The sequence below is a fragment of the Kineosporia sp. NBRC 101731 genome, from assembly GCF_030269305.1.
Classification (GTDB): Bacteria; Actinomycetota; Actinomycetes; order Actinomycetales; family Kineosporiaceae; genus Kineosporia.
On sequence record NZ_BSTC01000005.1, the window covers coordinates 150538 to 176439 of the forward strand.

The 25902-nt window shown below is 70.4% G+C and carries 22 protein-coding genes; 12 read left to right on the forward strand and 10 right to left on the reverse strand.

Annotation, left to right across the window (positions count from 1 at the left end):
* Window positions 1-118 precede the first annotated feature (118 nt).
* Window positions 119-715 carry an acyltransferase gene (locus QSK05_RS16230; RefSeq protein WP_285598056.1) on the forward strand — a complete coding sequence of 199 codons (597 nt, stop codon included), beginning with the start codon at window positions 119-121 and terminating at the stop codon, window positions 713-715.
* On the opposite strand, the gene QSK05_RS16235 is transcribed toward QSK05_RS16230, so the two are convergent.
* Window positions 707-1567, reverse strand: a complete 861-nt coding sequence (locus QSK05_RS16235; RefSeq protein WP_285598057.1) for a helix-turn-helix transcriptional regulator — start codon at window positions 1565-1567, stop codon at window positions 707-709. The two genes, QSK05_RS16230 and QSK05_RS16235, sit on opposite strands and share 9 nt — an antisense overlap.
* A 156-nt stretch (window positions 1568-1723) precedes the next feature.
* Between QSK05_RS16235 and QSK05_RS16240 the strand changes: the two genes are divergently transcribed.
* Together QSK05_RS16240 and QSK05_RS16245 are read left to right on the forward strand one after the other, a co-directional pair.
* Window positions 1724-2560: an SDR family NAD(P)-dependent oxidoreductase gene (locus QSK05_RS16240; protein WP_285598058.1), complete on the forward strand. Its 837-nt coding sequence runs from the start codon at window positions 1724-1726 to the stop codon at window positions 2558-2560.
* Window positions 2561-2689: 129 nt separating this feature from the next.
* Complete coding sequence (locus QSK05_RS16245; RefSeq protein ID WP_285598059.1) at window positions 2690-3865, forward strand: acyl-CoA dehydrogenase family protein; 1176 nt, start codon at window positions 2690-2692, stop codon at window positions 3863-3865.
* Window positions 3866-4023: 158 nt separating this feature from the next.
* Here the strand turns inward: QSK05_RS16245 and QSK05_RS16250 are convergent, their stop codons facing one another.
* Both QSK05_RS16250 and QSK05_RS16255 read right to left on the reverse strand, forming a co-directional pair.
* A complete protein-coding gene (locus QSK05_RS16250; protein ID WP_285598060.1) occupies window positions 4024-5514 on the reverse strand; it encodes a flotillin family protein in 1491 nt (496 codons plus the stop codon).
* A 67-nt stretch (window positions 5515-5581) separates the two neighbouring features.
* Window positions 5582-6214 carry an NfeD family protein gene (locus QSK05_RS16255; RefSeq protein ID WP_285598061.1) on the reverse strand — a complete coding sequence of 211 codons (633 nt, stop codon included), beginning with the start codon at window positions 6212-6214 and terminating at the stop codon, window positions 5582-5584.
* Window positions 6215-6493: 279 nt separating this feature from the next.
* On the opposite strand from QSK05_RS16255, the gene QSK05_RS16260 reads away from it, so the two are divergent.
* From QSK05_RS16260 to QSK05_RS16280, 5 genes are all read left to right on the forward strand, one after another.
* The gene (locus tag QSK05_RS16260; RefSeq protein WP_285598062.1) at window positions 6494-7420 is read left to right on the forward strand and encodes an ABC transporter ATP-binding protein; all 927 of its coding nucleotides are present in this window, start codon (window positions 6494-6496) and stop codon (window positions 7418-7420) included.
* A 4-nt stretch (window positions 7421-7424) separates the two neighbouring features.
* Window positions 7425-8096: an ABC transporter ATP-binding protein gene (locus tag QSK05_RS16265; RefSeq protein WP_352301646.1), complete on the forward strand. Its 672-nt coding sequence runs from the start codon at window positions 7425-7427 to the stop codon at window positions 8094-8096.
* Window positions 8065-11280: a hypothetical protein gene (locus QSK05_RS16270; protein WP_285598064.1), complete on the forward strand. Its 3216-nt coding sequence runs from the start codon at window positions 8065-8067 to the stop codon at window positions 11278-11280. Before QSK05_RS16265 ends, QSK05_RS16270 begins: the two co-directional genes overlap by 32 nt.
* Complete coding sequence (locus tag QSK05_RS16275) at window positions 11277-13439, forward strand: FtsX-like permease family protein (RefSeq protein WP_285598065.1); 2163 nt, start codon at window positions 11277-11279, stop codon at window positions 13437-13439. Before QSK05_RS16270 ends, QSK05_RS16275 begins: the two co-directional genes overlap by 4 nt.
* 378 nt (window positions 13440-13817) lie before the next feature.
* Window positions 13818-16556 carry a type 1 periplasmic-binding domain-containing protein gene (locus QSK05_RS16280; RefSeq protein ID WP_285598066.1) on the forward strand — a complete coding sequence of 913 codons (2739 nt, stop codon included), beginning with the start codon at window positions 13818-13820 and terminating at the stop codon, window positions 16554-16556.
* Window positions 16557-16580: 24 nt separating this feature from the next.
* On the opposite strand, the gene QSK05_RS16285 is transcribed toward QSK05_RS16280, so the two are convergent.
* On the reverse strand, window positions 16581-16898 hold the full coding sequence (locus QSK05_RS16285; protein WP_285598067.1) for a hypothetical protein: 318 nt from the start codon (window positions 16896-16898) through the stop codon (window positions 16581-16583).
* Between the two features lie 188 nt (window positions 16899-17086).
* Between QSK05_RS16285 and QSK05_RS16290 the strand changes: the two genes are divergently transcribed.
* The 4 genes from QSK05_RS16290 to surE all read left to right on the forward strand — a co-directional run bounded on the left by QSK05_RS16290 (window position 17087) and on the right by surE (window position 20373).
* The gene (locus QSK05_RS16290; RefSeq protein WP_285598068.1) at window positions 17087-18004 is read left to right on the forward strand and encodes an alpha/beta hydrolase family protein; all 918 of its coding nucleotides are present in this window, start codon (window positions 17087-17089) and stop codon (window positions 18002-18004) included.
* Window positions 18005-18065: 61 nt separating this feature from the next.
* Window positions 18066-18632, forward strand: coding sequence for a TetR-like C-terminal domain-containing protein (locus QSK05_RS16295; protein ID WP_285598069.1), 567 nt, complete (start codon window positions 18066-18068; stop codon window positions 18630-18632).
* 37 nt (window positions 18633-18669) lie between these two features.
* Window positions 18670-19587, forward strand: coding sequence for a 1-phosphofructokinase family hexose kinase (locus QSK05_RS16300; RefSeq protein WP_285598070.1), 918 nt, complete (start codon window positions 18670-18672; stop codon window positions 19585-19587).
* 48 nt (window positions 19588-19635) lie between these two features.
* Window positions 19636-20373, forward strand: a complete 738-nt coding sequence (surE, locus tag QSK05_RS16305; protein ID WP_285598071.1) for a 5'/3'-nucleotidase SurE — start codon at window positions 19636-19638, stop codon at window positions 20371-20373.
* A 7-nt stretch (window positions 20374-20380) separates the two neighbouring features.
* On the opposite strand, the gene QSK05_RS16310 is transcribed toward surE, so the two are convergent.
* The 6 genes from QSK05_RS16310 to QSK05_RS16335 form a co-directional block, all read right to left on the reverse strand.
* Window positions 20381-20917, reverse strand: a complete 537-nt coding sequence (locus QSK05_RS16310; RefSeq protein WP_285598072.1) for a hypothetical protein — start codon at window positions 20915-20917, stop codon at window positions 20381-20383.
* 178 nt (window positions 20918-21095) lie between these two features.
* On the reverse strand, window positions 21096-22553 hold the full coding sequence (locus QSK05_RS16315; protein ID WP_285598073.1) for a methyl-accepting chemotaxis protein: 1458 nt from the start codon (window positions 22551-22553) through the stop codon (window positions 21096-21098).
* A 122-nt stretch (window positions 22554-22675) separates the two neighbouring features.
* Entirely contained in the window at window positions 22676-23242 is a 567-nt protein-coding gene (locus QSK05_RS16320) for a GNAT family N-acetyltransferase (protein WP_285598074.1), read from the reverse strand.
* Window positions 23243-23371: 129 nt separating this feature from the next.
* Window positions 23372-23743: a hypothetical protein gene (locus QSK05_RS16325; protein WP_285598075.1), complete on the reverse strand. Its 372-nt coding sequence runs from the start codon at window positions 23741-23743 to the stop codon at window positions 23372-23374.
* 279 nt (window positions 23744-24022) lie between these two features.
* The gene (locus QSK05_RS16330; protein WP_231484242.1) at window positions 24023-24391 is read right to left on the reverse strand and encodes a hypothetical protein; all 369 of its coding nucleotides are present in this window, start codon (window positions 24389-24391) and stop codon (window positions 24023-24025) included.
* Between the two features lie 362 nt (window positions 24392-24753).
* Window positions 24754-25812, reverse strand: coding sequence for an NADH:flavin oxidoreductase/NADH oxidase (locus QSK05_RS16335; RefSeq protein WP_285598076.1), 1059 nt, complete (start codon window positions 25810-25812; stop codon window positions 24754-24756).
* Window positions 25813-25902: the final 90 nt, after the last annotated feature.

Genomic DNA, 25902 nt, shown 5'->3' on the forward strand with positions numbered 1-25902 from the left:
GGGCGGGGAGGCATCGGAGTGAGAGCCCAGGCGACTGTGGATTGCGTGTGCAAGACTCCGTTGCTCAAGGAAAAGAAAAATCCGTTTCGTGACGATGCAGGACAGGACACCGACTCACGTGGCAGAGCTTCAACTCGAGGTCCAGGGCGAGCACCACGACATCCAGATCTCCCCGGAGGCGCGCCTGGCCGGCTCCAAGATCAAGGTGCGGGACAACGGTGGTCCCTGCTCCGTGCACATCGGCGCGGGCGTGACCGGCAAGTGGAGCCTTTCGGTCTCCGGTGGGTCGAAGATCGTCATCGGCGAGAAGTCGACCTGTGAGAGCGCCATGATCGTCGCCCACGGTGCCGACATCGTGATCGGCGAGGACTGCATGTTCTCGTTCTCGGTGGAGATCCGCGCCACCGACACCCACGCCATCTACGACATCGACTCCGGTGACCGCATCAACCCGGACAAGCCGATCACCGTCGGCGACCACGTGTGGCTGGGCAAGCAGGTGATGATCCTGAAGGGCGCGAATGTCGGCTCCGGCAGCATCATCGGCGCCCGCGCGGTGGTCTCCGGAACGGTGCCGCCGCTGTCGGTGGCCGCCGGCGTCCCCGCCCGGATCGTGCGCCAGAACGTGATCTGGACCCGCCGCATCGGCAAGGGGCAGCTCGACCTCGACCCGGCCGCGATGGCGATCGTGGAGAGCGTGCGCGAGTCAGCCTGACGAGGGCGACGCCGACATCCGGTGGGGTCGGTCCAGCAGGGTCAGCAGTTTCAGGTTGTCGGCCGAGCTGCTACCGGGATCGGTGCTGTAGACGAACATCGTCTGGTCGGCATCACCCGGCAGGGTCAGCGCCTCGAAATGCACGGTGATGGGCCCTACCTCAGGATGGGTCAGGCGCTTGGTGCCGAACGTGCGCTCGTGCACCCGGTGATCGCCCCAGGCCGCGCGGAACAGGGCGCTCTTGATGGTCAGCTCGCCGACCAGCTGGTTCAGTGCGGGATCGTCGGGATGCCGTCCGGCATCGAGACGTAACGTGCCGACGGCGTCGGCCGCCACCGTCTCCCACTCCGTGAACCGTTCCCGCGCCACCGGATCGAGCAGCACCCAGCGGGTGTAGTTGCGCTCGCGGGCCGGTAGCCGGCGCCAGTCGGTGAACAGCGCGGTGGCCAGGGCATTCGCCGCCAGCACGTCGGTGCGGCGGCCCAGGATCAGCACCGGATGGTCCACCATCGACGCCATCATCTGCTGCAGCGCCGGGCGTACCCGTTGAGCCGGTCCGGCGGAGGAACCGCGGGTGGGGCGGGCCAGATCGATCAGATGAGCCCGGGAGGCATCGTCCAGCCGTAGGGCCCGGGCCAGGGCCTCGACCACCGCCTCCGACGGGCTGCTGTGCCGGCCCTGCTCCAGGCGCGTGTAGTAGTCCACACTCACCCCGGCCAGCTGCGCGACCTCCTCGCGGCGCAGCCCCCGCACGCGCCGGGGCGAGAGGCCCGCGTCCAGCCCGGCCTCCTCGGGCGAGAGCCCGGAGCGGCACGTGCGCAGGAACTCGCCGAGGTCGGTGCGTGCAGCCATACCTCCCATGGTCGCTGTCGAGCGACCGGAAACGAAGCCCCTGGGTGGGCATGCCGTTCCCCGGTACCGCGGGGCCGGGTACCTGCTGGTGAGCGGGCCGCGAGGTGGCGAGTCTGGATGACGTACCGAACACCGCCCCTCGCAAGGAGAAACACCATGTCCACCTGGTTCGTCACCGGCACCTCCCGCGGACTCGGCCTCGATCTGGTCCGCCGGCTGCTGGAACGCGGCGAGAACGTCGCCGCCACCACCCGTTCGGCCCAGCGGCTCGCCGAGGCCCTGGGCGGTTCCGGCGACTGGCCGCGCCTGCTGGTGCTGGAGGTCGACCTCGCCGACGAGCAGCAGGTCACCCGGGCCGTGCAGGTCGCCCAGGACCGTTTCGGCGGCCTCGACGTCGTGGTCAACAACGCCGGCTACGGATTCCTCGGTGCGGTCGAGGAGGTCAGCGACACCGAGGCCCGGAAGATGTTCGACGTACAGATCTTCGGCGTCTGGAACGTGCTGCGCGCCGTGCTGCCCGCGATGCGGGAGGCCGGGCGGGGACACATCATCAACGTCTCCTCGATCCTCGGCCTCACCGCCTTCCCCGGCTGGGGGCTGTACGTCGCCGGGAAGTACGCGCTGGAGGGCCTCACCGAGTCACTGGCGGCCGAGGTGGCCGGATTCGGCATCACGGTCAACCTGGTCGAGCCCGGCTACATGCGCACCGACTTCCTGCGCCCGGTCTCGCTCGGGCTGCCCTCGGAGCAGAGCACCGGCTACCCGGCGATCCGTGAGATGACGCAGCAGCACCTGGCCATGCCCGGCACCCAGCTCGGCGACCCGGCCAAGGCCGCCACCGCGATCATCGAGGTCGCCACCCGCGGCGACGCGCCCCTGCACCAGCTGCTCGGCTCCGACTCCCTCGGCCTGGCCGACGCCCGGATCGAGGCCCTGCGGGCCGATATCGAGGCGAGCCGGGCGCTCGGGGTCACCACCGACATCCAGCAGTGAGGACGAGGCACCCGGCCGGTCGGTCGGGTGCCCCTTCCGCCGTGGGTCGAGGTGCGCCCGGTAGCCGGAACGAGCAGGCTGGAGACAGCATCGATGTGCATCGATGTGCCCGGCGATGAAGGAGTGCGCATGTCCGAGTTGCTGACCGGCGACCTGTACCAGTTCGAGTCGATCCTGGACGAGGACGACCGGAAGGTGCTGGACCGGGTGCGTGCCTTCCTGGATGCGCAGGTGCGGCCCATCGCGAACGACTACTGGGGCCGCGCCGAGTTCCCGTTTCAGCTGATCAAGGGTTTCGCCGATCTGGACATCGCCTGGCTGGCGAACCCGGTGACGTCCGGCGGACCCCAGCGAAGTCTCCTCAACGGCTTCCTGGCGATGGAGCTGGCCCGGGCCGACGCGTCCGTTGCTACGTTCTTCGGGGTCCATGTCGGGCTGGCGATGGGCAGCATCAGCGCCTGCGCCTCGGACGAGCAGAAGCAACGCTGGCTGCCCCCGATGTCGCGGATGGAGAAGATCGGCGCGTTCGCCCTGACCGAGCCGGAGAGCGGTTCGGACATCGCCGGTGGGATGCGCACCACCGCACGCCGCGACGGTGACGCGTGGGTGCTCGACGGCGCCAAGCGCTGGATCGGCAACGCCACCTTCGCCGACCTGATCGTGGTCTGGGCCCGCGACGTGGAGGACGGCAAGGTCAAGGGTTTCGTGGTGGAGAAGGGCACACCCGGTTTCACGGCCACGAAGATCGAGGGCAAGATCGCCCTGCGCATGGTGGAGAACGCGAACATCACGCTGGAGAACTGCCGGGTGCCGGAGGCGAATCGGCTCACCGGGGCCCACTCGTTCCGCGACACGGCGGGGGTGCTGCGCCGGACCCGCAGCGGGGTGGCCTGGCAGGCGGTCGGCGTGATGATGGCGGCCTACGAGATCGCCCTGGCCTACGCCAAGGAACGCGAGCAGTTCGGCCGGCCGATCGCGGGATTCCAGCTGGTGCAGGATCTGCTGGTGCGGATGCTCGGCAACACCACGGCCTGCCTGGGCATGGTGGTGCGTCTGGCACAGCTTCAGGAAGAGGGCACGTTCCGCGACGAGCACTCGGCGCTGGCCAAGGCCTACTGCACCACCCGCATGCGCGAGACCGTCGGCTGGGCCCGGGAACTGCTGGCGGGTAACGGGATTCTGCTGGAACACGACATCGGCCGATTCGTCGCCGACGCCGAGGCCCTCTACTCGTACGAGGGCACCCGCGAGATCAACACCCTGATCGTGGGCCGCGCGGTGACCGGAATCAGCGCCCTGACCTGATCCGACCTGACCTGACCCGACCTGAGCGCCGCCCAACCTCCGCCGTGCGCCTCAACCTCTGCCGTGATCATGCAAAACCTCCCCAGAGTTCTAGAACTCCAGGGCGAAGAGTTCTAGAACTCCGGGGAGGTTTTGCATGATCACGAAGGGTTTTGGGGTTAGGCCTGGGTGGTGGGGGTCGTCTTCTTCGGGTCGAGCGGGTCGCTGGTGCCGCCCAGCAGCTGGCCCAGGTCGAGGCCACCGGCCTTGGCGGTCTCCAGTACCTGCAGGATGAGTGACGGCACCGAACCGGCGACGCGGTTGAGGGCGTCGTTGCCGTCCTGGCCACCGTTGCTCAGCACCGTGAGGTTGCTGATGTTGCCCATCGGCGCGGCGACCTCCTTGGCGATCAGGGGCAGCACCGCGATCAGGTCGGGCAGCACGCGCAGGCGGGCGGCTTCGTCGTTGAACGCCGACAGGGCCTCGGCCAGTTCCTTCTGGCCCTCGGCCTCGGCGAGCAGGGTGGCGCGCTGACCCTCGGCGGCCGCGAGCAGCTTGGCCTTCTCGACCTCGGCCTGGGCGGTACCTTCCCGCTGGAAGGCGGCCGCACCGGCGGTACGGGCCTTCAGGTCTGCCTCACCGGCGAGTTCGCGGCGACGGGCCTCGGCCTCGGCATTGGCGATGGTGACGGCTTTCTGGCCCTCGGCGCGCCGGACGGCGGCCTGACGCTCGGCCTCGGCCGGCGCGATCACGTCGGCCTCCAGGGCCTGCTTGCGCTGGGCCGCACGCTGCTCCTCGACGGCGATCTGCCGCTCGGTACGCTGACGTTCGGTGTCCACGGCGGCCAGCAGCACGGCCCGCTCGGCCTCGCGCTCGGCCAGCGGACCGGCCTGGGCGGCCCGGGCCTGGGCGGCCTTGACCTCGGTGTCGATCTCGGCCTGCTTCATCGAGAGGGCGCGCTGGGCCTCGGCGATGGCCTCCTGCGACTTGGCCTCGGCGGTGCGGCCCTGCTGGTCGGCCTCGGCGGCGGCGATGCGGGCGTCCCGGCGGGCCTGGGCCTCGCCGACCTCGGCGTCGCGGCGCACCTCGGCAATGCGCTTGCGGCCCAGGGACTCGATGTAGCCGTTCTTGTCGCGCACGTCCTGCACGGTCAGCACGTCGAGTTCCATACCGATCGAGGCCAGGGCGGCGCCGGCCTCCTCCGCGACCGAGCGGGTGAGCTGGTCGCGGTTGCTGTTCAGGTCTTCCACGGTCATCTTGGCGCAGATCGCGCGCATGTTACCGGCGATGATCTCGGTGAGCTGGTGGCGCAGTTCCTCGCGGTTGGCGGTGAGGAAGCGCTGCGTACCGGTCTCGATCGCCTCGTCGGTGGAGCCGAAACGCACCAGCGACACCACGTCCACGGCGATACCGACACCGTTGCTGGAGATCGCGGAGCCCACGGAGACCTGAATGTTGAACGGCTCCAGGCTCATGAAGTCGACGCGCTCGAGCACGGGCACCCGGAACCGGGCGCCACCGCGCACGATCTTCGGCCGGCCCCGGCCGGTGAAGACGGCCACCATGTTGGGCGGCACCTTCACGTAGTTCTTCGCGTAGAGGATCGTCAGCAGGAAGAGGGCGACGACCACCGCGGCCACGGCGATCAGGACAGAGGTGAAACCGGTCATCGGTCGGATCCTTGGGTCGGGGGAACGGGTTCTGGGGGGAGGGTTTGCATGATCGCGGACGAGGTGGTCAGTCCGAGAAGGCGCTGCGGTGCACCAGGACACCACCGTCGACGAGGTCGACGACGGTGACGGCGGTGCCCTTCGGCACGCCCTCGTGGTGGTCGGACGACGCGGTCTGGGTGATGCGCGCACCGGCCCGGTCGTGGAACGTCACCTGTCCGGTGCCGTGCGGGAGGATGTCGAGCGTCACCACACCGGTGCGCCCGATGTAGCCGTAGCGGCTCGTCAGCGAGTTGTACTGCTGTCGCGCCATCGGTTTCAGGATGAAGCGGTGAGTTGCCGCGCCCACGGCCAGGAATCCCGCGGCCGCCACCGGCCAGGCGAGCAGCGCCGGGGCGCCCGCGGCCACCGCGACGAACCCGGCCGCCCCGAAACCCACCAGGGAGACGGCCAGTACGCGGATGCTGAACCAGGCGGGGGCGTCCAGGTCGGCCGAGCCGTCCGGGATGTGGCCCACCGCGTCCGCCGGCGGCCCGCCCGCAGATCCGGCCTCGTGGCCGAGGTCGCCGGGCCCACCCGCATCACCGTGCCCGCCCAGCTCACCGTCGTGCCCGCCCAGCTCACCGAGCACGAGACTCAGCAGCAGGACGAGAAAACCGGTCGCACCGACCGCGATGAAGAGGGTCTGCGAGTCTGGCATGGCGCTGGCGGCCCTTCCGTAGGCGGTCGGCGTCGATGATTCGGGTGGCCGGTGAAGCGCGGTGGTGCGCCCCTCCACCCATCCTGACGTCGGCACCTCAGTATGTGTTGCATGTGTGCTCACTGTGATGTGAACGACAGGTTGGGTGACAGTCCAAGGTCATTGAAATCGGCCGGAGGTCATTCTTTGACTGGATCAAGGTCCCTGCGGTAAACCCTGCCGAGCGCGGTTCTTGTTCACCGCTCGTCATGCTCACCGTGGAGCTGTGGAGAGGAACCGGTGCCCGAGGCCATCGTCGTCTGCGACAGCCTGGTCCGCATTTATCAGACCGGCTCGATCGAGGTCCAGGCGTTGCAAGGGCTCGACCTGCTGGTCGAGGCGGGCGAGATGATCGCCGTGGTCGGGGCCTCCGGCTCCGGCAAGTCGACCCTGCTCTCGCTGCTCGCCGGGATCGACGCCCCCACAGCCGGTAAGGCCCGGGTGGCGGACTGGGACCTGCTCGACATGTCGGCCCGCGACCGGGTGAAGTACCGGCGGCACACCGTGGGGTACGTGCGGCAGCAGACGGCGCAGAACCTGGTGCCCTACCTGACCGCGGCCCAGGTGGTCGACCTGCCGATGACTCTCGCCCGGGTTCCCCGCAAAGAGCGGGCCGCGCGGGTGAACACGCTGCTCGAGGCAGTCGGGGTGGGGCACTGCGCGGACCGGCGCCCGGGGCAGATGTCCGGTGGCGAGCAGATGCGGGTCGCGATCGCCGTCTCGCTGGCCAACCGGCCGCGGGTGCTGCTGGCCGACGAGCCCACGGGTGAGCTCGACACCGAGACCTCGGCCCAGGTGTTCGGCGTGCTGCGTGACGTCAACCGGGATCTCGGCGTGACGATCGTGGTGGTGACGCACGACCCGGACGTCAGCGGTCAGGTCGAGCGCACCGTGGCGATCCGCGACGGGCGCACCTCCAGCGAGGTGCTGCGGCGCACGTCGACCGGGGTCAACGGCGACGACGAGGTGGTGCACGAGGAGTACGCCGTGATGGACCGCGCGGGACGGGTGCAGTTGCCCAAGGACTACATCGAGGCGCTGAACCTGACCCGGCGGGTGCGGCTCGCGCTCGAGGAAGACCACGTGAGCATCAAGGCCGACGAGGCGCCCGGGGAAAGCCCGCATGATCACGAACCAGGGGATGAGGGACGACGTGACCGGGGGTGAAATCATGCTCGGTGTCCGGGGGCTGAGTCATGCCTACGGGGCCAACCAGGTGCTGCACGACGTCTCCTTCGACGTCGCGGCCGGCAGTATGGTCGCCCTGGTCGGGCGCTCCGGCTCGGGCAAGACCACCCTGCTGAACATGGTCGGTGGACTGGACCTGCCCGACGCCGGAACGGTTCTCGTCGACGGCACCGAGGTCACGACCCTGGACGAGGCGGGGCGCAGCCGGTTGCGGCGCGACACCGTCTCCTACGTCTTCCAGACCTTCGGCCTGATACCGGTTCTCTCGGCCGCCGAGAACGTCGGCATTCCGCTGCGCATGCGGCGCACACCTCGCAACGAACGCGAGAAGCGGGTGGCGAAGCTGCTGGACCTGGTCGGGCTCGCCGACCACGCCCAGCAGCGTCCCGACGAACTCTCCGGGGGCCAGCAACAACGGGTGGCGATCGCCCGCGCACTCGCGTCGTCGCCCCGTCTTCTCGTCGCCGACGAGCCGACCGGGCAACTGGACGCCGAAACCGGGCTCTCGGTCATGGCTCTCCTGCGCGGAGTGGTCGAGTCGGAGGGCGTCACCGCCCTCGTCTCCACCCACGACCCGGTGATGATGCGCCTGGCCGACCGGATCGTGCGGATCTCCGACGGCCGTGTCGCCCACGGCGAAGATGCTGCCGGGTGAGACACCAGTGCTGAAACTTCTGCTCCGCCGGGCCAGGTCCTCCTGGCCATTGCTGGCGGCGGTGGTCGCGGTGGTCACGATCGGCGGAACGCTGCTCGGGGTGTCGGCGCGATTGCTCACGGTCTCGGCCGGCACCGCGCTCACCGCGGGGATGTCCCGGACCGAACCGGCCGAGGTCGAGACCATCGCGTACCTCAGCGACATCCAGAACGAGAACGCCGCCGGGGTAATCGCCGACACCGGAGAACTGCTGAAGGACGCGGTGAGCCCTCTGGGCCCACCGGTGACCCAGACCCGGGCCTCCAGCACGATGCGCACCCTCGAGTTCCGGGGGGACGGTGCTGCGGTGGGCTACCTCACCGGGATGGACGACCTGTCGCGGGCAGTGCGGCTGACCGCGGGTGAATGGCCTGGCGCCGCGCCGGTGAACGGAGTCCTGCCGGTCGTCGTCCTGGAGTCCACGGCCCGGGCGATGCGCCTGGAACCCGGCAGTCGAGTGCGCCTGGGGTCGCAGTCCAGCGCCCGCTTCGGCAAGGACGACGGTGTGGAGCGCACCGATCTGCTCGTCACCGGTGTCGCGGCGCCCCGGCAGAACGCCGGCTGGGACCGGGATGTGCTGGGGGCTAAGGGATTCGACCAGGCCGTGGCTGTCGGCTACGCGGGTACGGCCCCTGGCGCGGGGCCCTTCCTGGTCGGGACGCCCGCTCTGCTCGGGACCGGTCTGGCGCTCGACCGGATCCAGGTCGATGTGGAACCGGCCCTGAACGCCGCGGACGCCGGAAAGCTGGACGCGGTGGCCACCCGGCTGGCGACGGCGGACCGGCGGCTGGGAGACCGGCTCGGTGACCGCGTCCACCAGCAGCGGGTCGCCTCGACCCTGTCGGGGACCGTCACCCGGGTGTACACGCAGCAGGCCGTGACCCGTTCCACCGTGCTGGTCGTGGTGTTGCTGGGCACCCTGCTGACCGCATCGGCCCTGCTGCTCGCCGGGCGCCTGGTCAACCGGTCGAGAGCGGCCCAGACCGCGCTGTTCTCGGCGATGGGCGCCGGACGTGGCCAGCAACTGGGGCTGGCCGCGGGGGAGGTGGCCGGGCTGGCCCTGATCGCAACGGCGCTGTCCGTGCCGGCCTCGTCGTTCGGCCACGCCGCACTCACCCGGCTCCCGGCCCTGCGCCACGCCGGGCTGAGCACCGGGCCGGGCGTCAGCGGCGGGCAGGTGCTGGTGATCCTGGCCGGCGTGCTGGTGCTGTCGGCCGTGCTCCTGCTGCCGGCGTTGCGGTCGGACCCGGCGGCCCAGGACGCGGCCGAGCAACGGGGGGGAAAAGAACTGCTCATGCGCTCGGGCGCCGACCTGGCCCTGGTCGCCCTGGCGGTGGTGGGCTGGTGGCAGCTGCGGGTGCAGCCGGCGGCACAGTCGGGCACCGACGCCGTGCGCATCCTGGCGCCCGGCCTGATCCTTCTCGCCGGAGCCGCCCTGGTGGTGCGCCTGACCGGCCTGCCGCTGGGGCTGGCCGACCGGGCGGCCCGGCGTTCGAGGCGATTGGTCCTGCCCCTGGCCGCGTTCGAGGCATCCCGGCGCCCGCAGGCGATCGCCGCCGCGCTGCTGCTCGTGCTGGCCGCGGCGTCCGGGACCTTCGGGCTGGCGCTGGCCGCGACCTGGCAGCAGTCGCAGGCCGACCAGGCCGACCTGGCCGTGGGCACCGATCTGAAGGTGGAACTGGCGGGTCCGGCCCAGGCCGGGCAGGCCGAGGTGCTGCGCGAGGCCGTCGGGGGAACGATCTCGCCGGTGCTGGAGCAGGACGTCGCGGTGGGGCAGTGGCTCGGTGGTACCGGCGGCGTACCGCACCTGGTGGCGCTGAACTCCTCGGACGCCGGGGACCTGCTGCGGGGAAGGCTGCCGGCGGGTAGGTCGTGGGCCCAGATCGGCGCGGCGATCGCCCCCGAGGATTCCGCGCCCTCGGTAGCGCTGAACGGCCCCGTCGAGATCACCGGGAGCACCGACAGTGCGAGCACCCTGCAGATCACCCCTCAGCTGGTGCTGCAGGACGGGGCGGGACTACGCAGCACCTGCGCACTCCAGCCGATCGTGCTCGATGGAGAACCGCATCGGGCGGCCGACTGCGACACGCTGCCGGAGAACTCCCGGGTCGTGGCGGTCGTCGTCGACCTCGCACTGGGTCCGGCCGCCGATCCGGGGGACCTGATCGGAACCGGTTCGGTGAAAGTCTCCATCCGGTTCCCCGGGGCCGACGGTGATCCGGGCCGGTGGAAAGCTTCCAGCTACGGCCGGCAGGACGGTACCCGGGTCGTCAGTGTCACCGGTGACGGTGTGCGCGACGGCTCCGACGTCGTCTTCCATCTTGACGCGGTCGTGCAGCTGGCCGACCTGTACTACGTGAACGGCCAGTTCGTGATGGCCGGTTTCGTAGCTCCGCAGGATGTTCCGGTGGTCGTCTCACAAGACTTCGCCGACGTACTGGGATCCGGGCCCGGCGACCGGTACAGCATCCTGATCAATACCGTGTCGGTGCCGGTCAAGGTCGTGGCCGTGGTTCCCGACGTACCCTCCGCGCCCGGCCGGAGCGCGATGCTCGCCGACGCCGACCTGCTCGGCCGGTTCCTGACGGCGCAGGGCGCCCCGCCGACCGTGGGGAATGCCTGGTGGGTGGGTCATCCGGAGAACTCCTCCGGGGCAGGAAAGCTTGGCCTCGGCGAGGTGACAACGAGAGATGCTGAACATCAGGAACTCTCGGAGGGTCCCCTGCGCGTCGGGGTACCCGCAGCCATGGCGATGCTGCTGCCTGCCGTGCTGCTGCTCGCCGTGGGCGGTCTCACCCTGCACGTCGTCTCCGACCTGCGGTCCCGGGCGGGGGAGGTGGTCCGGCTGCGGTCGCTCGGTCTCACCCGGCGCACCGTGACCGGAATGCTGCTGGCCCAGCACGGTGGCCTGCTCGTCCTGCTGGTCGCCGCCGGCACTGCTCTCGGAGCGATCACGGCCGCCGTGGTCGGTCCGCTCCTCATCCGTTCCGATCTGGGAGCGGCCCCGGTGCCCGACGCCTTGTTCCGCTGGCCCTGGACCCACGAGATCCTGCTGCTGGCCGGGCTTCTCCTGACCGGCCTGGCGGTGATCCGCGTCGTCAGCGGGATCCAGGTGCGGGCCGGCGACCGGAGGTCCCGCCGATGAGTCTTCACCGGCCCAGTATTCGCGGCCGGGCCCGTGCCGATCGGGGCCCGCTGCTGCTGACCGCCCTCGTGGTGTTGGTCGCGGTCCTGCTGACCGCTGCGGTTCCGCCCCTCATCGACCGCCGTGCCGACCGGGCCGTGACCGAGGCCGTGGGCGATGCCGGTGACGCCGCCAACATGATCGCGCAGGTGCCCTTCGAAGCCGAGATACCCGGCTATCCCCGGGTCCGGCGGCCGAACTCGGCCACCGTCGCCGACGGGTACGCCGGATCTGCGCAACAGTTGCTGGATCCCACCCTCAGGTCGGTGTTCGGGCCGCCGGTCGTCAGTGTCTCCAGCAGTGACCTGGAGCTCAAGACGGGTGACCGGCCCGGCCGGACCCTGCGGCTGGTGTACGTGGGCGAACCGGCTCCCCTCACCTGGATCGACGGCAGCCCACCCGCCCAGGATTCCTCTCGGGGCGAGGAGCGGGCCGGACCCGCTCCCTGGCCGGTCTCGGTGGGACTGTCCGAAGCCGCCTCCGAAGTGCTCGATCTCGGCACCGGCGACCGGGTCCGTACCGAGGACCGCGAGGGCGGCCGGGTCGAATTGCGGATCAGCGGGATCTACCGGGCCCAGAACCCCTCCGACCAGGTCTGGAAGGCCCAGCCGCAACTGCTGGAGCCCGTCGTGTTCACCGATACCCGGGGCATCACCACCAGCTTCACGTCGGTGCTGCTGTCGGCGGACTCGCTGCCGGACGGCCGCCTGGCCACCGCGCCCACCGACATGGGCGTGACGATCGAGTTCATGCCGACGGCGGGTTCGATCACCCGTGACAACGCTCCGACCGTGATCGACTCGCTGGTCGAACTGGGAGCCGGATCCGGCGTCGCGCAGGACGATGGCCCGGCGATCGATTTCAATACCCGCCTGAGCGGTGTGCTGGAGAGGGTTCTCGACCAGATCTCGGTGGCGACCGCCCTGGCCATGGTGTTGCTGGGGGCCGTGCTGGTCGCGGTCGGCCTGGCCCTTCTGCTCACCGCCGACCTGCTGACCCGGCGCCGGGGCGGGGTGCTGACCGGGCTGCGCCGGCGCGGGGCCTCGTTGCCCGGTCTGTGGGCCGAACTGGCCGTGGAATCGCTGTTTCTCACCCTGCTCGCGGGCGGGACCGGACTGTTGCTCGTCCGCTGGTCGGTCGGTGCGGTCTCCCTGACCTGGCCGCTGCCCGTGCTGGTGGTCGCGGCGCTGGGCGCGCCCACCGTCGGGGTGGTGACAGCGGCCCGGGCGACGACCGGCCGGGCCGCGCCCGCGAACCGGTCGGCGCGGCGCACCCTGGCCGTCACCCGTCAGCTGCGGCGCCTCACGGCCGAGGCCGCGGTGCTGCTCGCGACCGTCGGCGCCGTGATCGCCCTGAGCCAGCGGGGTATCGTCACCCAGGACGGGGCCGGCGGGGCCGCCGCCTCGCTGTTCCCGGCCCTGGCCCCGACCCTCGTCGCGGTCACCGGGGGCATCCTTCTGCTGCGGGTGCTTCCGCCGGTTCTGGAGGGTCTTCTGCGGGCGTCCGAACGGTTCCGGGGGAGTCTTCCGCTGCTGGCGGCGAGCCGGGCCCGGGCGACCGCGGGCCGCGCCCTGCCGCTGGTGCTGATCGTGACCTCGGTGTCGCTCGGGGTCTTCGCGCTCTCGGTGCGGGCCACGGCCTCCCCGACCACGTCCGCCGCTGCCCGGCTGCCGGCGGACGCCCGGCCACTGGCCGGTGCCCTCGCCGACGGGCTCCGTGACCTGGCTCTGGTGACCGGCGTCCTCCTGTTCGTCCTCGCCGTCGTGGCCCTGGTGGTCGGCGCGCTGGGCGGGGCCCGGGAGAGGGGCGAGACCGCAGCCCGGCTGCGGACTCTCGGCCTGACGGGGGCCGACACCCGGTGGATCTGCCTGGGCGAGCTGCTGCCGGTCGCCCTCGTCGGGGGCCTGGTGGGCTGGGTGCTCGGCCGGGTGCTGGCCTCCCGGGCGATCGGCCTGCTCTCGCTGCGGGTGCTGAACGATCTGCCGGCCGACCCGCCGTTGGTCGTGCCGGTGATCACCTACGCCCCGGTGGTGCTGCTGATCGTCACGGTGGTGCTGGTGGCGGCGGTCGAGTCGTCGCTGCGGCGCCGGGAGCGTCTCGGCCAGGTCCTGCGCGCCTAGGGCGTGTTTTGAAAGTCCATGCCTACTGCGGGGCACCCGGTGGCCGCCTGGCGGCACCGAGTGGGGCCCCACGTAGAACACCGCTACGAGGGGCCCCACCCGGCACCCCCAGACGGTCACCGGGCACCTCCTCGCTACGGCAGCGACTTCCAAAACACGCCCTAGTGGCCTGGAGAATTCAGGCCGACCAGATACGTCACTCCGGGTACTCAAGGTCTCACGCAGCGGTATCTTCTGGTGGATGGGAGGGTTGCCGATCGGTCTACGCGGTGATCCGTCGAATCGGGGGGATTCGTGGGCAACCATCGGTCAGCTGCGTCCGGAGCGGGCGCTGACAAAATGCCGGTGTTCAAGGGGGCCAGACAGCTTCTGGAGTGCTTGGAGCGCCTGGTCTCCCGGCCGCGCCGGAGGGAGGCCCCGGCCTTCTCCGGCAAGACCCGGGCGGTGCCGGGCATCCCGCTCGTCTGCCTGAAACGGGCGGATGACGGTGGTGCCCTGATGGAAGGGCTGGCCACCTATCTGAAGGACGCCGAGCCCCGGCGGATCCCGCACGTGATGCACCGCTGCCGGCCCCCGGCTCCCGGTGCGGACGCCCTCGACGACATGGCGAACGGGCTGCTGCGGATCGCCCGGGAGCTGGCGAGCGGCCCGAACGCGGCCGGCGGCCGGATCCGGTTCAGCCGCTTCGGTCTGGTGCACTGGCTGATCCGGCAGGACCTCGGCGCCGACCACATCTACTCGGACGGTCTGCTGCGTCGGCGGTTGCGTGACCGGGAACTGTCGTGGTCGCGGTACACATCACTGTTCTCGGACGAACTGCCGGAGCTCCTGGACGCACCGGTGGCGCGATGGGCCAAGCTGGTACGCGTCGTCCCGCCCCTGTGGTTCCTCCTGCGCCTCAGTGCCCGGGTGCCGGGCGTCGGCACCGAGTACCGGTGGCTGCTGCGCCAGCCGTACCTCGAACCGCACAACCCGGGAACGGTTCTGGGGTTCGGGGTGCGGCTGACCGAGGGCCGGCGCGACGCCGAGGAGCCCGACGAGGTACTGCTCCTGCTGGTGAAGGCCTTCCTGGCCGACCTCACCCATGCCTACCGCCGCTCGTTCTGGCACCCGCGGGGAGCGCGCCGCACCGCCTACCCGGTGGTGCTCCTGGACGATGCCGAGGAGGGGGGTTTCCTGCTGCAGCACCTCGTCCAGGAGATCCGCAGCCACCCGCGCGGCGTCTTCGACCCGCTGGTGCTGGTCGCCGCGGCGCAGGTGTTCCCGCCGGACGCGCTGAGCGGTGGACGCACCGGTTCGGGCGTGATGCGGTGGGCCGCGTCCGAGGCGGTCGACGGCTACGAGGCGTGGTGTCGCCGGGACGCGGGGCGTTCCCGGAAGGAGGATGCCTGGCACCTGCTGATCAGTGTGCCGCCGGTCGAGGTGAAGCCCGCGCCGGACGCGGACGACGAGCAGTACGCGGCGCTCTGGCATGCTGCCAACAACGCCCGGCGGTTCGAGGTGGCGACGCCGGCGTTCTGGGCCCGCGCCTGGGTGACACCGGTGGTCCTGGTGCTGCTGATGGCCGGGGGTACCGGCGGCTGGTTGGCAGCGGGACGACCGGCCGCACCCGGTATCCACCTGTCCCTGCCCCATCTCTTCTCCGGGGATCAGAAAGAGGCGACCGACGGCTCCCTGGTCCCGGCGAGAACGGACGAGGTGCGGCTCCAAGAAGCCGGGCTACCACACTGTTCGGAAGATGCTGCGGGCCATCGTCATGTCCAGCTGGTGCAGCAGTCCCCGGAGCGCCACGAATGTGTCGGGGTCTCCGGGCAAATGGCCGCCTTCGCGCCTCAGGATCCCTCGGCGGCCCAGTTCGACGCCACGCTTTCCGTGCAGAACGACCGCGCTGAGGAGTTGAAGCGGGCCGCACCGGAGCGGCCGGTTCTGTGCCTGGTCTACGTGACAGCGTTCGAGAGCCGGGGCAAGGGCGGCGTGGCGCCGGACAACACAGAACAGAAGCTCGAGTTCATGGGCTATCTGAAGGCGCAGCAGCGACAGAACACGGTGCGCGACGGTCCTCAGCAGCCGATCGTGCGGCTCCTGCTCGGGAACGCCGGGCCGGGTATGAGTAACTACCCGACGATGCTGGACCAGCTCGGTCCGGCCGGAGACGGGTGTGATGCTCTCGGCGTGGTCGGTCTCGACGAAAGCTCCGCCACCACCAAACAATTGATACTCGAACTCAACGACCTCCAGTACCCGGTCGTGTCCGCGACACTCACGGCCGACAACCTGGCCGACGGAGCCAGGAACTATTTCTCCGTGGCCGCGCCCAATTCCGTGCAGGCGGCCGAGATCGCCCGCTGGGCGGCGCCCCGGACCGACGGTCGGCCGGCTCCCCGTGACGTGGCGGTGATCTGTCCGCGCGACGCCGGCAATCTCTGGAGCGAAACCCTCACGAAGTTCTTGCGCGAGCAGTTCGCCGGGCCGCGGTGGAACCTTACGGTGTATGCCTACGTCCCGGATCGTCACGAGGCCGCGGAGGCCGAGGAGGCCGCGGGTGGGGGCGCCTGTGGCAGTGGTGCGGTTCGGGTGGACGAACTCGAGGATCTGCCCGCGCAGTTGCGGGACCGGGGTGACCCCCTGGTGGTCTTCGCCGGTCGGGGCGAGGATTTCGGGGTCTTCCTGACCCATTTCGACAATGATCTTGATGTGATCGCCGCCGACGACGTTTCCAGTGATGTGGCCCGGCGGGGGAACAACGGAACCTTGGACGGTCGCGAGTTCTCCTACGTTTCATTGGCTTTTGCCGGAGAAGGAGAATCGTCGGCGAAGCAGGAGTACGCCGGGTACCTGACGTTCGAGGGTATGAATAACATCAGGGCGGATGTCGACGGGCACGCGGCCCTGGCCGAGGCGGCCGCGTTCGCCTACATTCGTGCGGCCCGGGCCGTTCGCGCGGACGGGCTCGCCCTGGGGCGCGAGCGACTGATCGAGAAACTACGTCTCCAGGCCGGTGACCGGGCCGGGCTGCCGGGCACCGGCCGGCTGGAGCCGAAAGTCTGGTCGGGCGTGGACTGCCGGGTCTGTGTTCTGCGGGTCACCGAGAACATGCGCGTCCTGCCGGACCGGTGACGTCCGGCCGCTGGGGGCGGCTTCTCAGATCAGGTCCTCGAAGCGGCAGTTACGCACATCCGGATCGGGTAGCACCTCGAACCGCACGGCGTGAATCGTGCTGCGTTCCTGGAGGATCGCCAGGCACAGTCGGTGCATGCCGTCCATCAGCCGGCCGTCCGGCCGCAGGATGATCGGGTAGGTGGGGTCCACCGCCAGGATCAGGCGGGCGTGGTTCAGCACGCGGCGCACGGTGGGGGGTGAGGTGGCGTCGGTCCAGTAATCGGTGTCGATCTCAGGGAACGCGGTCACGGGTACATCGTGCTGGGGCAGGTCGCGGCTCAGGTCGATCAGGCGGGCCACGTCCCAGGCGTCGTGGCGTCGTGGCCGCGACCGGACCCGGCCGGCCAGAAGTGGTACTGCGGGCGCATCACGTCAATCTAGCCCGCTTGCCAATCGGAACGCGGTTCCGTATCGTCAGCGGAACGCAGTTCCGGTTAGCTGCCTCGGCGCTGGCCCGGACTGGAATCCCTTGAGAGGAAAGCTCACTCATGTCCGAAAAGCTTGATGTCGGCGCCCCCACGCAGATGATCTCGGTGAAGCCCGTCGTGCTGCCCGCCCCCGAGCGCGGTGCCGATCTGCAGGTACGGGTGTCTGCGCCCACGACGGGCGAGAACCTGCCGGTCATCGTGTTCTCCCACGGTTTCGGCAAGTCCCTGGAGGCCTACGCGCCGCTGGCCGACTTCTGGGCCTCGCACGGGTTCGTCGTGATCCAGCCGACCCACCTCGACTCCCACTCGATCGGCCTGACGCCGCAAGACCCGCGCTACGCCGACATCTGGCGCTTCCGCAACCGTGACCTCACCCGGGTGCTCGACGAGATCGAGGTGATCACCTCGTCCGTACCCGGTCTGGTGGCCCGGATCGACCGCGACCGCATCGCGGTGGCGGGGCACTCCTGGGGCGCGACGACGGCGAGCATGCTGATCGGCGCGCGGGTGGTGGACGATGCCGAGGACGTCGCCGACAACCGGGTCAAGGCCGCCGTGCTGCTGGCGCTCGCGGGCACCGGTGGCGAGGACCTGACCCCGTTCGCGGCGCAGAACTTCGCGTTCATGAGCCCGGACTTCTCCGGCATGACGCCGCCGGCCCTGCTGGTGGCGGGAGACGCCGACCAGTCCCTGCTGAGCGTCCGCGGTCCGGAATGGTTCACGGACGGCTTCCACCAGGCCCCGGGGGAGAAGCACCTGCTCACGCTGTTCGGTGCGGAGCACTCGCTCGGCGGGATCACCGGTGCCGGAGTCACCGAGACCACCGACGAGAACCCGGAGCGGGTGGCCCTGATCCAGCAGGTCACGGTGGCCTACCTGCGCAGCGTCCTGGGGATCGATCCCACGGCCTGGGCCGCCGTCCAGGGCGCCCTGAACGACGGGGCGAGCACGCTGGGGAGTCTCGCCGGCCAGGGCTGAACACGTCGGGGGCGCGGCGTGCGGGACACTGGGCGGATGCTGTCGATCCCGGGGGAAGCCCGTGCCTAGGGCCGGACTCGATCCCGCCGCCGTCGTCGCGGCCGGAGCCGCCCTGGCCGACGAGGTCGGGTTCGGCCGGCTCACCATGGGCATGCTGGCCGAGCGGGTCGGGGTGCGCACGCCGTCGCTCTACAAGCACATCGCGAGTCAGGACGACCTCAACCGCCGCATCGCGGCGCTCGCGGTCACCGAGGCGTCCGAGGCGGTCGGCGCGGCCACCCAGGGTTACGCGGGTAGGGACGCACTGGCCGCTGCCTCCCGGGCCTTCCGGGGCTACGTGGTCGCGCACCCGGGCCGGTACGCGGCCACCGTGGGCGTGGAGCCGACCGGCCCGGACGACCCGATGGCGGCGGCCAGCGTGCGACTCATGGCGGCACTGGAGGCAGTGCTGCGAGCCTACGACGTGTCACCCGGCGAGATGACGCACGCGCTGCGGGCCCTGCGCAGCTTTCTGCACGGGTTCGCGACCATCGAGGCCGGTAACGGGTTTCAGTGGGCCGCCGACGTCGACGAGAGTTTCGAGTGGCTCATCGCGCTGATGGACCGGGGCCTGCGCAAGAGCGACTGAACGCGCGTAACGGGCCTTCCTCCGGCATGATCCACGCATGGCAACCGCGGTCGTCTTCACCCCTTCACCGCTGCTCACGGTCACGATCGAGGCCCAGCCCGACGGCACTGCCGAGCTGCATGTGCACGGCGGCGGGCAGGGGGTCTGGATCGCCCGGATGATGTCCTCCCTGGGATGTGAGACGCGTCTGGCCGGTCCTTTCGGCGGCGAGAGCGGCGAGGTGCTCCAGCCGCTGATCGAGCGCGAGGGCATCGTGCCGCTGGCCGTACCGGTGCCCTACCCGAACGGCGCCTACGTGCACGACCGGCGAGAGGGGGAGCGGTCGGTGGTTGCCACGCACAACCCGCCCACCCTGGAACGCCACGACCACGACCAGCTCTACGACCTCGCCCTGATCGAGGGTCTCGCGGCCGACGTGGTGGTGCTCGGCGGCCCGGACGGCGAGCACGTGGTCGAGCCCGACACCTACCGGCGCCTGGCGGCCGACCTGAGCGCGCAGAACGTCCCCGTGGTGGTGGACCTTTCGGGAGACTACCTGGAGGCCGCGGTGTCCGGGGGCGTGCACCTGGTCAAGGTCAGCCACGAAGAACTGCTGAACGACGGGCGCGCCCGGTCCGACGACCCGGACCACCTGATCGAGGCCGCGGCGAAACTGCGGGAGGCCGGCGCGGCCAACGTGGTGGTGTCCCGGGCCGGGGAGCCCGCCCTGGCCCTGCTCGGCGACCGCGCGGTGTCGGTGCAGACACCGACGTTCCAGCGGGCCGACCATCGTGGCGCCGGTGACTCGATGACCGCGGGCCTGGCCGTCGGCACGGCCTCCGGGCTGGACCTGGACCAGGCCCTGATCCTGGGCGCTGCGGCGGGCACGCTCAACACCACCCGGCACGGCCTGGCCACCGGCGAACGGGAACTGATCGAGCGGTTGCGTGAACGTGTGACCCTGCAAGACCTCTAGGGCGTGTCGACCCTCCAGACCCTTCAAGATCCGGGAGGTGGGCGAGCGGTGCGAGCCCTGATCACGAATGACGACGGTGTGGCCAGCGACGGCATTACCACCCTGACCCAGGCGGCGCTCGCGGCCGGCCTCGACGTCACGGTGGCCGCACCGCACGAGGAGCGCAGCGGAGCCAGTGCGATGCTCTCGGTGCTCGAGGAGGGCGGCAAACTCCTGACCGAGCGCGCAACGGTGGCCGGGATCCCCGCCCTGGGCGTGCACGCGTCCCCAGCCATGATTGTCTTCGTGGCCGTGCGAGGAGCTTTCGGCGAGCCACCGGACATCGTGCTGTCTGGTGTCAACCACGGCCCCAACACCGGCCAGGCCGTGCTGCACTCCGGCACGGTGGGGGCCGCGCTGACGGCCGTCTCACAAGGGCTACCGGCCCTGGCGGTATCGCTGATCGGCTCCCGGCCGGTGCATTTCGACACCGCCCGGGTCGCGACCGACCGGGCCCTGGGCTGGTTCCTCCAGCACCTCGCAACCCCCTACGTGCTGAACGTCAACGTACCGGACATCCCGCCCGGGCAGCTGCGGGGCCTGCGGCCCGCCGGGCTGGCCGCATTCGGTGCGGTGCAGGCCGAGATCGGCGAACGTGGAGAAGGTTTCGTGACGGCGACCTTCCAGGAGATCGCCGACGAGCCGGCACCCGGCACCGATGTGGCGCTGTTGCAGGAGGGCTGGGCCACGGCCACGGCGCTCCGGCCCCCGATCGCCTCGGACGCGGTGGACCTGTCCGGGATCTGAGAAGAACTCAGGACGCGCGCGAGGTACGCATGACCGATCGGGCCACGGCGGCCGCCATCACACCCGGCATCTCACGGAGAGTGGGCCGGTGGGGCACCGCGGGCGGGGTGTCGATGTAGACGGCGGTGGTGGTGTCGAGGGTCAGCTCGGTGAGTTCGCCGGCGAAGCAGCCCGAGGCGCCGATCTCCAGCCGCCAGTCCTGGCGTTCCATCTGGCGGGTGAGCCACACGGCGTCCAGGTCGAGGGCGAGGGCAATGTCGTGAACGGTGGCGGTCCCGCCCATCTCGAGCAGCGCGTTGTGCACGTGGGCAGGCGTGCACTCCTTGCCCGCCATGGACGTGCGGGTGTTCGGGGCCCGGTCGTGGGCGGCGGCCTCGGCCGGCGTCAGATACTCCACGACGCAGACAGTGTCACCGTTCTCGTGCTTCCAGCCGATGTGCGAGATCAAGGTCTGGGGGCCGAGCTGACGTTTCGCCCGTTCCCGGGCCTGGTCGTTGTTCTTGACCGAGCGTTTACCCGCGTACGGATAGGTCACCGTTTCCATGACGGCTCCTCCGCTCTCCGATGAGGGGGAAAGATTTGAGGGCCCCGTCGGCACGGTCGCGGTGAGTGTTAGCCGCTTCAAGTAGCGGTTCGGGGAACAAGCGGGCGCAACCACCCACCCGGCGTAACCAACCTTCGGTATTGCGTCAGACCTGTCCAACCCGTCGGATCGTCCACGGTCATCGGGCGTCCGGTGAGGAATGCTCCACCAGCGTGCCCAGGCGGTACGACAGGGTGGCCAGTTCCTCGGCCGTCGAGCGCGTGTCGCCGGCCGCCGCCTGATGGTTGCGGGTGGCCGCGGCCATGGCGGAGATCGCCCGGTCGGTCTGCTCCACGGCGATCGTCTGCTGGCTGGTGGAGCGCTGAATCTGGCGCGCCGACTCCATCGTGGTGGCGACCAGCGCCACGATCTCCTCGAAGCTCTCCACCGCTTCCACCACGTGGGACGCCCCGGCCTCCACCACGTCCGAGGCCTCCCGGCTGACCCGGCGGGTGTCGTCGACGGCGCCGGCCACCGACTGCACCAGTTCGCCGATCTCCCGGGTGGATCCGCCCACCCGGTCGGCCAGGGCGCGGATCTCGTCGGCCAGGGCGGCGAACCGGGTGGCGTCGCCCCCGGCACCGGCCGCCTCGATGCTCGCGTTGATGGCCACGATATTGGTGAGCTCGGCCAGCTCGGAGACGATCTCGACCACGCCGGAGATCTGCCGGGCCTTCGTCGTCAGGTCGTCCATGTGCTGGTCGACCGAGCCGGAGTGCGCCCGGATACGGTCCATGGACGACTGAGTGGCCAGCACGACATCCCGGCCCTGCCGTCCCGCGTCGGCCGTCTGCCCCGCGGCTGCGACCACGTCCTGGGCTCCCTCGGCGATCCGGCGGGACTCGGTCAGCATCTCCTTGACGGTCGTGGCGATCTCCGCGGCCGAGCTGGCCTGCTCGCTGGCCCCCTCGGCCTGCTTCTTGGCGCTGTTGCGCAGGCCGGCCGTAGACACCTGCACCGAGCGGACCGCGGTCATCACCTGACGGCGCACCAGCCGCACGGTCAACCCGGCCGACGTGGTGGCGCCGATCAGGATGACGAGGAACGACACGATGATCTGCACGATGCCGACGTGCGCCACCCGGGTGGCGGCCTGTTCGCGTTCCTCCACCAGACCCTGCAGGTAGGTGAAGAGCTCGTCCATCGACTCGGTGGTCTGCAGTCGCGCGCCGTCGATGTTCTCCCAGGCGCGCACCACCGCTTCGTCCCCGGCGCCCGACTGCTTCAGGTTGACCGGCCCGGCGTCCAGATCGATGAAGTCGGCCTGCAGCCGCTCGATCTCGGCGACCAGGTCACGACCGCGCGAGGTATCCACGGTCTGGCGCAACAGGGTGAGCTGCTGGGAGAAGAGCTCGTCCTGGCGGTACTGGTCGCCCAGGTACTTGCCCTCGCCGGAGAACAGGTAGCCGCGGTTGGCGGCGGCCCGGGCGTCGCGGATGTCCATCAGCGTGCGGGCCTCGAGCACGAGCGCGGTGTCGTGCTCGATCACCCGGTCCTTGCGGTCGACCACCCGTTGCACGGTGGCCAGGGACAGCACCGCCATGGCCAGCGTGAGCACCAGCACGAAGGCCAGGGAACCGAACACCGCGGTGCGCACGGTCGGTGCGTGCCGTCCCCATCTGCGTCTTTCCGTCACCGCTGACCCCCGTCGCGTCGTCCTGCCCGATGTCGGCAGATGCTGTCGCGACCTTGAAGGCCGGTGGGGTGTCAGTCGAGGTGTCAGTCGAGAAGGCGGGCGTGCAGGTGCATGTCGTGGTAGCCGTCGCTGTGCCGCAGAGCGCGCACGGCGGTGCCTTCCAGGGCGAACCCGCAGCGTTGCGCGACCCCGCACGAGGGTTCGTTGAAGGTGGAGTGCTGCAGCGTCAGACGGTGCAGGCCGACCTTGCCGGACCAGTCGGTGAGCACGGTGACCGCGCGGGAGGCGACCCCGGACCGACGGGCCCGCGGGGCCACCCAGTAGGCCACCTCGGCGTCGCCGTACTCCAGATCCAGGGTGCGGAAAGCGATGCGGGCGAGCTGGTTCTCGCCGTCCGTCACGGCCCAGTCGGCACCCTGCTCGGTGAGCCATTTCCGGTTGGCCCGCTCGATCCAGCCGGTGGCCTCGGGCTCGTCGTCCAGCGAGAAGGTGTGCCATCGCTGGATCGCCGGGTCGGAGTAGGCACTCACCAGGAAGGACTCGTCACCGGCCCACCAGGGGCGCAGCAGCAGACCGTCACCCTCGATCTGCGGCTGGGGACCGGAAGACCAGGAACCGGCCGGGACGACGGGTTCGTTGAGGGCAGGCATACCCGCCAGTTTAGGCGCCGCTCCCGGGCTTTTCGTGGGGTTATCGAGCGGCCCCACAGCGAGATGGAGGACGACGTACCCGGCCGGGTACGTCGTCCTCCATCTCGCTGTGGTCCGGCGCTCGGGGGATCAGATCTCGATCGTGCGCTCGAGGTTGGCCAGCTTGTGGCGGGCCAGGGCCAGGTTGGCGCGGCGCTTGTCGAGGGCCATGTACAGGAACAGGCCGTGGCCCGACTGCCCGCGGATCAGCCGGATCAGGTGGTACTGGGTGTCGAGGGTGATGAGGATGTCCTCGATCTCCTCGCGCAGCCGCAGCGACTCCATGGTGCGCATCTTGGCGCGGACGATCTCGGTGTTGCCCGCGGCCGCGACCTCGAGGTCCAGGGAACCGTTACCGCCGGCCTGGCCGAGGGTCATGCCGCTGGTGAAGTCCACGAGCGCGGCACCGATGGCCCCGTCGATCTGCATGGCTTCCTTGAGGATGATCTCGATGTTGGACACGCTGTTTTCCTTCCGCATGGAACTGGGGGTCAGCCCCCCGTTTCCGACACCCGACGTCCGGCCACTGCTCACGGTGACCGTCCGAACGCGGCCTGCGTAGGGACTTAAGTCCCGCCAAAACCGGTGCAGCACCGCATCGCCACTCTTTCGGTGCAGCTCGCGTTCAGCGTCGAACCCTTGATCGCGGCGCTGTTCTGGAATGGGCACAACAGAAACGGCGCCGGCTCGATGAGCCGGGCGCCGTTCGTGGGGTGGTGCTGCAGATTGACCCAGATCGCCTCAGATCTGGATGTTGCGCTCCAGCAGGGCCAGCTTGTGGCGGGCCATGGCGAGGTTGGAGCGGCCCTTGTCCAGAGCCAGGTACAGGAAGAGGCCCGCGCCGGCCTGGCCGTTGATGAGGCGGATCAGGTGGTACTGCGTGGTCAAGGTGATGAGGATGTCCTGGATGCCCTCACGCATGCCCAGGGCCTCCATGGTGCGCATCTCCGAGCGCACGACCTCGGTGTTACCCGCAGCCGCCACCTCGAGGTCCAGGACGGCACCCCCTGCCTGTCCGAGCGTCATGCCGCTCGTGTAGTCGACCAGAGCGACGCCGATGGCGCCGTCGATCATCATGGCTTCCTTGAGGACGGTGTCCAGGTTGCTCACGGTTGTGTTTCCTTCCGGCCACGAGGGCAGTTCTGTCGAGCGAGCAAGCGTGCTGCGCGGCGCCGGCGGGCCTTCGGTGGCTGGGCTGAGCGGAGCCGTAGGTCTCACTTGGTTGTCGGTCCCGATGGCGCCCAACTGATGCGGTCATCAGGGCTCGCAGTGGTCCTATCGGGCGGTGACTACGCTCCGCAAGCTGTGCGGGGCCGCTGTGGCCGACGGCACACCAAAATCGGCGTGTTCCTGCACTACGCGGTGGAAGCGTCACGCTCCGCCAGTGTCGATGCGTAACCCAGGGTGATTTTGGCCGGTCGAGCTCCGTCACCCGTTCGGAGCAGGGGCAAGGGCAAGCCTCCCTTCGGGCGTCAGCGGCCTCGCACGTACTGCGGCGGCCAGGGGAGGTCGTCGCCGAGTTCGGCGGCGGCCCGCTGCGGCCAGCTGGGCTCCCGCAGCAGGACCCGGGCCAGCAGCACGGCGTCGGCAGAACCCTCGGTCAGCACCTGCTCGGCCTGCTTCGGCTCGGTGATCAGGCCGACAGCGGCGGTGGGCAACCCGCTGACCTGCTTCACCTTCGCGGCGAACGGCACCTGGTAGCCCGGGCCGACGGTGATCTTCTGATCGGGGTGGTTACCTCCGCTGGAGACGTCGACGAGGTCGACGCCGTGGTCCTTGAGGGTGGTCGCGACCTGCGCGACCTCGTCGACGTCGAGCCCGTCCGGCACCCAGTCGGTCGCGCTCACCCGCACCAGCAGGGGAGTGCGGTCGGGGATCGTGGCCCGCACAGCGTCGACGATCTCGATCAGCAGCCGGGAGCGCCCGGCCAGGTCGCCGCCGTAGGAGTCGGTGCGCAGGTTGCTCAGCGGGGAGAGGAACTGGTGCAGCAGGTAGCCGTGGGCGGCGTGCACCTCGAGCACCTCGAACCCGGCCGACACCGCGCGCCGGGCCGCATCGGCCCAGGCCTGCACCAGTGCCGGGATGTCGTCGAGCGCCAGCTCGGCGGGCACGTCGAAGCCGTTGTAGGCGTTCTCGGAGGGCGCGACGGTCTTCCAGCCGCCCTCACCGGCGGGTACCGAGCCCCGCCCGCGCCACGGCGCGTAGGTCGAGGCCTTCCGGCCCGCGTGCGCCAGCTGGATCGCAGGCACCGAACCCTGCTCCTTCACGAACCGGGTGATGCGCTCGTAGTCGACGGCCTGGGAGTCGTTCCAGATCCCGGCGTCCTGCGGCGAGATCCGGCCCTCGGGGACGACCGCGGTGGCCTCCTGCATGACCAGCCCGGCGCCACCCCGGGCCAGGGAGCCGAGGTGGACCAGGTGCCAGTCGGTCGGGTGCCCCTTCTCGCTGGAGTACTGGCACATCGGGGAGACCCAGGCGCGGTTCGGCACGGTGACGCCGCGCAGGGTGAGCGGCGAGAACAGAAGACTCATGCCTGCAGCCAACCACGGGGCGGCCGGACTGCTTCCCGGTCGCCCGCCGACGCCGACGGCGGTGGGCCCCGGGGAGCCCACCGCCGTCCG